The organism is Enterocloster bolteae, from assembly GCF_002234575.2.
Classification (GTDB): Bacteria; Bacillota; Clostridia; order Lachnospirales; family Lachnospiraceae; genus Enterocloster; species Enterocloster bolteae.
On sequence record NZ_CP022464.2, the window covers coordinates 1,959,682 to 1,972,128 of the forward strand.

A 12,447-nucleotide genomic window follows, 5' to 3' on the forward strand; every position below is an offset into this window, starting at 1 on the left:
GCGCTGTATGATGTGCCTATTCTGTATAAATGCAACCATTATAATGGCTTATATCAAGATAGTTTTAGCATTCCTCAAACCAGTGCTCAATCGGCCAGCGCAGGTATTGCTACAAGGTTCTTCTCCTTGCGATACGCAACGACACATATGCTGAACCTATGTGCCTGGATGGAGCTGTTGGCATCTTCTGGCAGTGTCACCTATTCCTTGGAATTTTTTGAGGATGGGGAGGGGCAGAAGTAAGACAGATATTGCCGGCGGAAGGAGGCGAATCCCAGAGGCCGCTATCCGATGGAGAATCAGGTTCAGGGCTGCCGGACGGGGAAAATACAGAAATGGAGGGATACAGCGAAAACGATGCATATCCAGAAGATGATAGCAGACAGTCTTCCAGAGAAGAAAATCCATGGTATGACTTAAAAGGTCTGGATGAGGTAGAAAAAACATTACGATTGCAGATGGAGATTACTACACACGGATCTATGAATTGAGTGATTGTTATGAAAAGTAAGAAGGTTATACCGTTGTAATAAAAGGATTTGTCTTCCGTACTACGGATATCCCTAAAATGCGATCTTGCCCTGGTCCGTCTGTCCATGTGGTGCTGCTGTGCCGCGGATTTAAGCCCAATGAGTTTTCTGATGGACAGTGAAGTGACATTCAAAGAAGACTAAATGGTGACGGTAACAGGCGCATTTGAAATCAGCGAGGATGGAGAGTCCCTGATTTTAAAGGCTCAGAGCATTGAAGTATCCAGGAAGCCTGAGGAAGGATACGTTTATCCGTGCTTTCAATCGGAAAATAGGATGAGGGAGAATTGAAAGGAAAAATAAAGATTGAAAAATGAAAGCGGACACATTGTTAATTTAACAGATAAAATTCAGATATTTGTAAAAAATTAAAAATAGACTTCCTGTGTGATAGAATTACATATCAATTGTAAGATGTCTATTTTTATAATGAGAAAATCTAATATAAATTGTTATTGACATGGAACATCTTTTAATTCAGATCATCATGAAGTATTAAAAAATTGCACAGTACGAGGCACAAGCATCATAAAAGTCATACGTATATTATGAGATTGTGAAAGGAAGATGATTAATAATGTTTCCAAAAATCAGGGGAGCTCTGTAAAAGTGAGAGTTCTTTCTGATTTTTTTGTGTATAGAGCTAGGTATAACTCAATGAACTATTTTGGTGATTTTGTGGCAACTTTTATATTGATTAAAGATTAATACTATAGCTATGAAGAAAACAAACTTTTATTATTTTTAAAAATGTTTACTTCTTACAGGGTGCTTAAAAGGAACAGTCATTTTTTGTTTAGCAATAAGGATAATCGTCTATAATCAGGGCACTATAAATAATTATAAAAACCATATAATGTAAGGAGCAGAATTTGATGAAAAGAAATGGAAGGCTGGTAAAACGAATTGTTACGCAGGAATCTGTTAACAGATATTGCGAATGGCTTTATGGATGTGAGAAAAGCAGTGGAACTATTAAACAATACAAGCATTATTTATTGCTATTTATGCAATACATGAATGGGAAGAGTGTAGAGAAAAGAGATGTAATTATGTGGAAAGGAATACTGAGAGAGAGAATGGCTCCGGTGACGGTCAACAGTGCACTGGCAGCAGTCAATGGATTTTTGACGCATAATGCATGGCAGGATTGCCGGACAAAATTTTTGAAGGTAAGCCGCAGAGTATTTTGTCCGGAAAGCAGGGAAATAGATAGAGATGAATATAAGCGTTTGGTGAAATGCGCTTACAAGAAGGGTGATGAAAGAATGGCAATGCTTCTTCAGACTATATGCGCTACAGGAATACGAGTTTCTGAAGTTCCCTATATTACTATAGAGGCCGTAAAACAGGGAAGGGCAGAAGTTGAATGCAAAGGGAGAATAAGGACTGTTTTCTTGACTTCCCGTTTGTGTTATATGTTGCTGGACTACGCAAAGAAAAGTCATATTGACAGTGGGATGATCTTTGTGACAAGAAGCGGGAAGGCACTTGACAGAAGCAATATATGGCGAAACATGAAAAAACTGTGTGAAGGAGCCGATGTATTATGGGATAAGGTATTTCCGCATAATTTTCGTCATTTGTTTGCCAGGCTCTATTATGAACAGGAAAAAAACCTGGTTAGACTTGCGGATATATTAGGGCATAGCAATATTAATACAACAAGGATTTATACAATGGAAAGCGGACGCAACCATATGAGACAATTAGAAAAACTCGAAGTATTGTTTGACTTTTACAACAAATTTTCTCTTTTGTTGTAAAAACATTCATACAATCACAATTATTTTACTACATATTTCGAAAGAAGTCTACAGAAATTCTTAATAAATATTGTAATATTATGTTTTTAGACATAATAAAATGGCCAACTGATTTTTTTGGGGTTGGCCTATTTGTATTGTTTGCATCTATGAGTTTTAGATTCTAAAAAACTTTTTCTACTAGGTTTTCGCCTTCTTTCCACTGAATTTTGAAGCAGATTTACAACAAAAGAGAAAATTTGTTGTAAAGGGAGAATTATTTATGAAAAGAGTTTATGGGCCATGTTTACTGATTCTTTTTCTTTGTTTAGCCGTTATATGGAGTCTGCCGGCCTGCGGAATGAATGCTCAGGCTCAGACTCAGATGAAGGACATAGAGTTTGAAAAAAGAGGCAGATATGCTGAGGAAATGACCGGCAGAATTCCCGATTATGAGGTCTGCGGAGATAAAATGTTAGAACTGATTGAAAACAGCGAGGAACTGTCAGAATGGAAGGATTCAGGAGTTGTTTTTGGTACAGTGGAGGATGCTTTGTCATTTGGCCGTTATTTTTACCGTTACATATATCTCGGAAAACAGGAAATCCGGCTGGCAGTGGGAGAGAAGGGGGACAGGGCTGTTGTTTATGTGCAGTGTGACGATCCTCACCAGGCTGCGATACAGCATAGGCAGACAGAGGACAGGCTTTACGATATTGTAGCGGAAGGAGCCGGCATGGCTGAAAGAGAGAAAGCCTCATTTTTTTACGAGTGGGTCTATAGCAAGGTGGAATATGACACGGAACTAAAGAGGAAAACGGTTTACGAGGCTGTAATGGAAGGGCGTTCCGTGTGTTGGGGGTACGTCTCTGCATATCTGATGTTATGCAGAATGGCAGGTATGGACTGTGAACCGGTCTACGGCGGGGGTCACGCTTGGAACCGAGTTTGGATTGATGGGGGATGGAAGCATTGCGATATTACATGGGACAAGAGTGCGGGGCTACGCCGATGGAAACTGGTGCCGGAGGCGAAAATGGAGGAGGACCCCATGCACAGGACTTTCCTGTAGAAAATGGAGGACTCAGCCATAGGAGAGTTTCGCCAAAGCGTCAGCAGATGACTGAGTTTCGCAGGGCGAAAAAACGGCGGCGGATTCGAAGAAAAATGATACGGTATCTGACAGTGGCAGGTCTGACAATTGTTGTGGGAATAGGAACTTATTTTTTTGCTTCGGAAGGGGCATCTGTTCAAGATTATATTCAGGTACCGCCGTTGACTGTGGTTTTGGAGAGCACAGAGGCGCTGGGAGGTTCCGAGAAAGTAACAGAGAACGGCAGCACCTGTAGATGTACCCAAGGACGGTGCAGAAGCCGCAGATGCACTGCAGTTGGCAGATGATTTGCAGCGAGGAAACTGGAATGGAAATGCATTGTTTGCAGTAATAGATGAAAATGAAGCCCGGGAAGCATATATAGGGGAATTGGATGTGGCGGCCTACTGTGGCTGTCAGTACTGTATCGGAAGATCGGACACCTATGTCACTTGGTCTGGACGACTTCCGACACAAGGAACGACCGTGGCGGCTGACCTTAATGGGTTTGAGATTGGTGACGTGCTTAGAATCGGATCGGACATATATCGGGTGGAAGATAAGGTGTCGCCTGGAGCCAGGGAAGCATTATGCCTGTATTTCTCCAATCATGCAGACGCCATTGCGTTTGGCAGACAGATACTGCCGGTTTTTAAAATTAAATCTAGAGAGGAACATTTGGGAGAGCCCTTAGGGATTTTTGAAGTGACTGGTTACTGCGGCTGTGAAAAATGCTGTGGATTAAAAGGCGGATTGACTAAGGCAGAGAAAATCCCGAAGGCAGGGCATACAATTGCGGCAGATCCCGAGGTGCTTCCTATGGAGAGCAAAGTGGAAATTAATGATATTGTCTATGTGGTGGAAGATACTGGAAAGTTAGTGAAGGGAAATGTGATAGATATTTATTTCAATACCCATGAGGAAGCAGTGAGGTTCGGCAGACAGAAGATAAACGTTTATTTAGTGCCGTAATTGGATTGCAATGGAAGGATGGGGCTGGCCAATGTATCTGAAGTTTTGTGAATTGAAAGATTACCTGCTGGTGGTGGGGGCCTCAGCAGTTTATATATAGATACAATAGCAGAAAGGAAAGAATGAAATGAGAAAAAGCATGACAGCAATCATGGCTTTAACGTTGTCTGTGGGATTTTCAGCTGCTTTGGGGATGGGAAGTGTACAGGCGGCAGAAGGCTGGACCAAGATAAATGAGGAGTGGCGATATTATGACCAGAACGACCAGCTGGTAACCCTGACATGGAAAAAGTCAAAGGATTATTGGTATTATCTGTCGGAGGACGGAACCATATTGAAGCATTGTGTGTTCAGGGATAAGGATTCTATTTACTATGTGGATGAAGAAGGGAAAATGGTACAGGACACATGGATATATGCAGATGCAGGAAGTGTTACCATAGATGGGGTTGAAGAGGGCTGGTACTATTTCGGTGCAGATGGGAAAGGTTACCGGCGTAAGAACAGCAGCTTTAAAAGGAACATTGGAGGTAGTATCTACATATTTGACGAAAATGGGAAGATGTTATCTGGATGGTTTGACGAGGAAGGGAATCCCATTGAGGATTCAGACACCCCTTTTGTAGAAGGGGTTTATTATGCAAAAGAGGATGGAAGACTCCTGACCGGGGAATGGCTGGATTATGGGGAAATCGATGAAGGAATCGGGGGTTCCGACCTGGACAGTGAGGTTGCAGGAAGAAACTACACGGATTATGACAAGATGTGGATTTTTTTTGACAGCCATTCAAAGAAGGTTAAGAGCAATGGAGACCGTCTTAGACAAAAGACCATCAATGGAGCCAAGTATGGTTTTGATGAAAATGGCATCATGATTCCCTGGTGGAGTAAGGTGGCCAGTATCAGCAATGCAGATAAGAGTAATCCCAGCAGCGATGTTTCAGCCCGGTATTATTCCGGCTATGACGGTGGGGCGCTTCTGAAAGACAGTTGGTTTTGGATGTATCCATCGGAGAATCTGGATACGGAAGATTACTATGACCAGGAATGCAGTTGGTGGCATACAGATGAAAGAGGTGAGGTATATCGGAACCGTATTCGTAAAATCAATGGACGTTCCTATGCTTTTGACGGGATTGGCAGGATGCAGACAGGTTTTGTCCTCTTCGATGGAAAGTCTGAGTTTGTAGCCCGTTATGAAGTGGATGACTGGAGCTCAGAGGATTTTATTGAAGGAACTATATATGGTATTGAAAAATCAGATTTGTACCTGTTTTCTCCAGATGAACTTAACGATGGTTCCATGCAGATTGGGAAGGATATCGCGGTGGAACTGGAAGATGGGGTGTTTCATTTTGGGTTTGCCTCCAACGGAAAGGCGTTCGGTAACCGAAATCGGCTTCAGAAAAAAGAGGGCATGTATTATATCAATGGTCTTCGTCTGGAAGCGGATGAGGAATACGGATACGGGGTTGTAAAAGTAGAAGATGGTGCGGATACCTATTATCAGGTTGTGGACACCAGGGGGAAAGTGATTGAAGGCAAAAAGAAGATTGTAAAGGATAAGGAGGGCGGTTACCTGCTTATTATTCGAAATCGTTTGGTGGCTTGGTGCGGGGATGAAGATAAGCCAAGGTGGAGAAAAGGAGAGGAAGGAACCGGATTTTACCATTATGATAGGGGGAACAAGGAGGATCACTTTGCCGGAGGACTCATTGCGGCTGCGGGCATGGAGCCCGACATTGACGGTCTGCCGGAGGAAGAGCGGCTGAATTTTTAAAAGGAGATGAAAAATGTACAAAGGAGATGAAACAAATGAACAGCGGCATATATACATTCTATAAACGCCTGACGGCCATGTTGCTGGCCATATGCATGATAGCGGGGCTTGTTATGGGACAGCCCAACATTCTGTCCTATGCATCCACGGAGCTTCAGAATGAAGATCTGGGAGATGGGGCCAGCGAGGCAACTGCATATACCTGGAAGAATGGTTCTGTGACCGGCCAGGGAGGGGGAGGAAATTCCTGGCGTTTCGACCTTAGGGGCCTGCAGGCAGGGCAGCATAATTATGCTCAGGCTGGTATTAAAACAACTTACAGTAACGGAGGGTATGCAACCTGGTTTCAGGTCGGGACTAATTCCAAACAGCTGATAGGAGGCAATACAAACGGCGGGGTACAGTCTTTGGATACCTATGGCATAGAGGTGAAGATTGCAGTATCCCCGAGTCCGGATAATAAGTATGTGTTTGTTGATTACTATGTCTATGATAAAAATGGTCAGGGCGGCTCAACTGGCAGGACTATCAAAATGGGAACGGGAACCGATGTCATGATTGGAGGAACCCAGGAAGATGACTATGCAACGGTATATAAAAATGACCGAGGTTTTCATATGGTCAACCAGCATGTCAAAACCACCTTTGACTGCATCACAAACGACAGCAGCCTTGGGGTGACACCTCCTGATACCAGATGGATTGGTCATTACAATTCCTGGGGAAGCAATGTCTTTAATGAGAGCTCCAATGATGTGGTAAGCGGCACTGATTCGGGAATGGCCTATTCATGGGAGTTTCAGCTTCATCCGTATGAGACGGTTCACAGGAGGGTTGCATTTGCCATCAGAGACACCTCCTATTATGTATCAGACCAGTACGGCCAGGACTCTACCAGCGCAGAAGGAACCTACAGCAGTCCTTTTAAAACCATTGAATATGCGCTTAATAAAATCGGAAATAACAAGGGGTATATTTATGTAATGGATTATCCGGAGATTTCGTCCGCTATTGATGTGACGGGAAACAGCCAAAAGGATATTACCATTGCCAGTACGGATTATGACCATGAGGGGCATCCTATGAATGAGGATGGTGATTATATTAAAACCCTGACGCGCGCATCCGGGTATACGGGTCCGCTGTTTAACGTATCAGGCCCCACTTTAAAGTTTACTGACATTGTCCTGGACGGAAACCATGCGGAAAGTCAGGATTCCTTGATATCCGCTTCATCCGGAAAGCTGGAGATTAACAGCGGCGCTGTAATCACTAACTGCAGCGGCAGTGAGTCCAGCCAGGGAAGTGCGGTAAATGTAACGGGAAGCGCGGGACTGTCCATGAATTTTGGAACGGTTTCCGGAAATGTGTCCGCTGGAAAGGGAGCTGTTTATTACAATGGGTCAGGTGCATTTGAAATCAGAAACCGGAATCAGATATCGGACAACACAACTCCGTCCGGGAAGAAGGCAAACGTATATCTGGCTCAGGATAAATATATAACAGTTATGAGCGATTTAGACACGTCCCAGATAGGCGTTACAGCAGAGCAGCTTCCTCTGGCATCACCGGGAGGGATATCATCCCAGCCTAGTCAGGAAGTAAAGATAGCTGTGCCGTCAAGTAGTTATCCGGGGGCTGCAGGCTCCTGCCCCTTTGCGGATAATTTTAAAGCAGACCAGGAGGCGGGGAATTCCGGTGTGTATGTAAGCGCGGGAACGGAAATCCTTGGCAATGGGCGGAATGCAGTATTAAAGCGGAATGGATATACGGTGTCCTTTATATATCGGGATTCTGCCACAGGCGGAACTGTGAATGGTGCGCCGGCAAGCATCCCCCTGTCATATGCGGGAGGAGATGCGGTTGAGGTGAATGCGCCCGCCGCCATTACTGGATACGGCCTTACAGGCGTAACCATTGACCAGGGGACAGGCGGCACTCTGAGCGCCCAGGCAGATGCCGGTGTTGCAGATTTTGGCAAGGTAACGGGAACCATGCCGGGCCAGGATGTTGTTATTACATATGAATATACCAGAAACAGCGGTTCCATTGTATTTGAAGCCAATGGAGGGACGCCGGAGCCTCAGGCTCTGACCGGTTCTGTTGGAGGAAGCGTCAATGCGCTGCTGCCTAATATCAGCCGTTACGGCTACCAGTTTGTGGGGTGGAGTACGGTCAATGACAGGGTGAATCCAGATCTCATAAGCGGATTGCCATCAGAATTCCCGGAGGATCCGGTTACTTATTATGCAATTTTCTCACCGGACAGTAATGTGAAGTTTGATTATACGGTTGACTATGTCAATGCGGACGGTTCCATCGTGTTCCAGTCGACCACGACCGAGGATGCCTACAGCGTGGAGGCAGAGGTTCATTCGGGGAAGAAGAACATCCATGGCTATACCTGGAGTTTGGCGGATTCCTCCACGAACCCGGCCATCTACAATTACGGTGATGGGCACGGCCCCGTTCCATTCGGAAACTTTAATGGAGGTACCGGTGACTTCTCGGGGAAGATGCCGGGGCAGGATGCGGCCGTGAAATATGGTTATCAGGTAGACCGCAGCAATCCAAATGCGAAATCCGCATTTACAGTTAAATACGTGACAGAAAATGGTACAGTTGTCCATACAGCTGACATACAAGATGTTTTCCCGGAAGATGCGATCGCGGCGGTTCCGGCGGATGTTTATGGCTTCCGGTACCTGTCAGGCAGCATTACGGCGGGAAGTACTGCAGATGATACGGACGGGCATCTGGTAAGCGCTGTCCAGGGCGGTTTTGACAGCGATGGAAGATTTACGGGAACCATGCCGAACCAGCCGGTAGAGATAACGTACCTGTATGAAGCCACGGAAGAGGGCTATGAGTATAAGATTCATTATTTGGATAATGGCACGCAGGATGAAAGGCTGAGAAACATTACAGGACCGGACATCCAAAATGTAACAGCGGATACGCCTGTGACCGCTGAATTTAAAAATATGTATGGTTATGTGTTTCAGGATGAACGCTCGGAACCTGCATCAGCAGGAACCTTTGACAGCAGCCATAATTTTACTGGAACTATGCCAAATGACCGTTTGGCTGTCACCTATCGTTATGACAGAGACCCATCAAAGTGGGCGAATCTGATATACAAGGCAGGAGAACATGGCGTCTTAAGACCAGGGAATGGTATGTCATCGGATGTTGTTATTTTATCCGGAGGAGCTTATAGGGTTTCCGTACTGATAAATGACGGAACCGTAGAAGGCACCGCGGGAAGCTATACATGGAATGACATACTGGAAAAGAGACTGGTTCCTGAAGCGGTTGCAGACACCTATTACCGCTTTGAAGGCTGGTTTATCGACCAGAATGGAAACGGAATCAAGGATAGTGGTGAGGAGCTGCTTTCAGCCGATAGCAGGTTTACAGGTTCGGCTGCCGTGACTGCATACTTTGCGGAAGATCCTGACCAATGGGTTGATATTCACTTTGCGGCGGGAGAGCATGGAACCATAGATGCGGGGGAAAACGTAAATCTCCATATCCAATATGACCGTACCTGGGCCGATACCGCGGGAAATCGGCCGGCCTATACACCGGAAATCAATTATCTGGTTGATGGTTGGTATGATGGCGGAGTGTCTGTGGAAGATGACAGCAGACTTGTGAATGGAAATACCTATACCATACGGTTCTATCCGGACCCGGCAGTCTTTGGTACAGATGTGGCGGCGCGGGATGCATCAGCAGGTATTGATACGCAGGGAAAAGGCAGGATTACAGTCTATGGGACAACCCAGGGCTATCAGTATATCATCACGGACATGGAAGGCAATATAATAGATGTGGTACGCGGGAATATATCAGGACGGGTATATTTTGAAGACCTGTATCCTGGTACGCGGTATTTAATATATGAAGCAACAGGTACGACACAGGCACAGACTGGGAGGCCCATAGACGGTGTGACTGGAATCATAAGCAGTGCGACTGAGGTTCTGGTCCCGGTAGTGGAGACCAATTACCAGGTCCTTTACGATGAGGAACATGAAGGGAAGACTGTTTTCGTGATTAAGCCGGCGGATACGGATTCCGATTATGCTATTTTAGATAAGGACGGACATGTGGTCATAACTCCTGAGACGGGAGATGGGGGCTGGCAGTCGGCCGGCGGCAGCCAACCGGCAAGCCTGACCTTCTCCGGACTGGATTACAATGAGGAGTATGTGGTAGTGGCAAGGCCTCATGGGTCATCCGGCATCACTGCGGAAAGCAAATTGGAAGACGGGACTCACATCAGCACAGATCCGGGCGGCGAACTGGATATTCCCAACTATATAGTGGAGGCGATTAATGGCCAGGTCCACTCTGTTGATGGAGTAGAATTAGATATCCCCAGATATGATGAGGTCCATAAAGGCGATGAAGTGGTGCTTCACGCGGAAGAAACCGATGGAAATGGACAGAATTTCCTGTACTGGAAGGTGACAATCGGGGCAGTTCCGGGAATGACAGAAACCATACGCCGTCAGGATGTGACATTTACGATGCCGGATTCCAACGTGGTTATGACAGCTTATTATGAGCGTGCGTCAGCGACACCCAGCAATGCAACGGTGACGGATGAAGTACGGGGAGGTAATAAGCATGAGATGGCTCTGGACCCCAATGAAATTGAAAACCTGGAGGAGGAGCTTACCACAGACGCAGACCGGACCCTTATGGATGTGAACCATGCAGATGTGACCTATAAAGTAGTATATAAAAAGAATGTGGTAAAGGCGACTGAATCCAATGCAATTAAACGTTCGTCTTATTATGACAGTGACCATGAAGAAGCGTACCATGGAGCCTGGGGATTGAATGTAGATATTGAACGGTATGTGAACGGGCGGAGAGTAGGGGTAGCTTCGCCATCAGAAGCAACATTTAATACATATGTGCAACTGGATAAAGAAGATGTAGACATGATGGACTATCAGCTGTTTGCTATTTCCGAGGATGATGATGGGGAGCTGATCATTGATTCGGTTACTATGTCTGATGATCCGGAAGAGACCGGCGGTTTGTTTACATTTACGGCTCAGGCTGGTATGAGATATGTGCTCATCTATTCCAGGGCATACAGGATTTATTTTATCAATAATAAAGAAGAACCAAAGTACCGCTATTATTTTAAAGTGCGCCGGGGTGAGACACCGAATAGTGGAGACTATTCCTTTGAATACAGCCAAGTGGAGACACCAATCGATTCATTTATTGATAATGAGGGGGTTGAATTTAATTATATTGGCTGGAGTTACCGGGAAGACCGGCTAAAGGAATTTGACCCGGACAAGGAAATCAAGAGGAAGACGTATGTATATGCGTTTTACGATGATAACAGCGGTGAAGTGAATGATGCCAGGAAACAGCTGGAGGATGCAATCAAAGCTGCAATCGAAAAATCAGACGATTACTTCCTGACGCTGAAGGAGACAGAAAAGATAAGGGAAGCCATAGAAGAAGCTATGGATGTATTCGATAGAACGGGCCCCCGGGCAACTCTTGATGAACTTTTGGAGGCCTTGAACCGTTTGGAGGAAACATGTAAACCCTTCGATAAGATTCTGGAAGACCGGTATGACCATTACGATAAACTTCAGAATGGAGGAAACAGCGGAGGTACATCCGGCGGAGATGGATGGGGCAGCGGAAGCCATGGCGGTTCAGGAGGAAGCAAAGGTGGATCGAAAGGAGGCGGTGGCAGCTCCAGGTCTGCCGGCACAGGCGGGCCAGTCACAACTCCGGCGCCTTATGTTGCGGAAACCAGTAAGAGTTATGTGGTAGGCACCAATGGAAACTGGGAGCTGGTTGACCCAGAGAGTGATAAATGGGCTTTTGTACTCAACGGAGGAATCCGTCTCACCAGCATATGGGCCAAACTTGATTATGCCAACGGTGATGTGAATCGAAATGGCTGGTATCACTTTAATGCCAGCGGACTCATGGATTATGGCTGGTTCAGGGACGAGCATATGAACTGGTATTACTGTAATGCGAAAAAAGACGGCTGGCTGGGAAAGATGAAGACAGGATGGCATTATGATGAGGTAGATAAGCATTGGTATTACCTGGATTTGATTACAGGCCAGATGGTAATGGGATGGAAGGAAATTGAAGGAAAATGGTATTTCTTTACACCTCAGAATACGGCACAGACATACTCATATGACCGCAGCACCGGGAAATGGGTGTTTATGCAGAATCAGGAAAGGCCGCTTGGCTCCATGTACAGCAACGAGAAGACACCGGACGGTTATCAGGTAGGCGCTGATGGAGCTTTACAATAGCAGG

The 12,447-nt window shown here is 45.6% G+C and carries 6 protein-coding genes; all 6 read left to right on the forward strand.

From position 1 onward, the window contains the following. The first annotated feature begins 674 nt into the window (after positions 1 to 674). The gene (locus tag CGC65_RS31725) at positions 675 to 821 is read left to right on the forward strand and encodes a hypothetical protein (RefSeq protein ID WP_007036520.1); all 147 of its coding nucleotides are present in this window, start codon (positions 675 to 677) and stop codon (positions 819 to 821) included. A gap of 584 nt (positions 822 to 1,405) precedes the next feature. Continuing rightward, positions 1,406 to 2,296 (forward strand): tyrosine-type recombinase/integrase, encoded by an 891-nt coding sequence (locus CGC65_RS09295; RefSeq protein ID WP_002565703.1) that lies wholly within the window; start codon positions 1,406 to 1,408, stop codon positions 2,294 to 2,296. Between the two features lie 262 nt (positions 2,297 to 2,558). Beyond that, entirely contained in the window at positions 2,559 to 3,347 is a 789-nt protein-coding gene (locus CGC65_RS09300; RefSeq protein WP_002565702.1) for a transglutaminase domain-containing protein, read from the forward strand. Positions 3,348 to 3,665: 318 nt separating this feature from the next. Continuing rightward, positions 3,666 to 4,340 carry a 3D domain-containing protein gene (locus tag CGC65_RS09310; RefSeq protein WP_007036517.1) on the forward strand — a complete coding sequence of 225 codons (675 nt, stop codon included), beginning with the start codon at positions 3,666 to 3,668 and terminating at the stop codon, positions 4,338 to 4,340. Positions 4,341 to 4,467: 127 nt separating this feature from the next. Then, entirely contained in the window at positions 4,468 to 6,120 is a 1,653-nt protein-coding gene (locus tag CGC65_RS09315) for a hypothetical protein (RefSeq protein WP_002565700.1), read from the forward strand. A gap of 35 nt (positions 6,121 to 6,155) precedes the next feature. After that, entirely contained in the window at positions 6,156 to 12,443 is a 6,288-nt protein-coding gene (locus CGC65_RS09320) for an InlB B-repeat-containing protein (protein ID WP_002565699.1), read from the forward strand. The last annotated feature ends 4 nt before the right edge of the window (positions 12,444 to 12,447 follow it).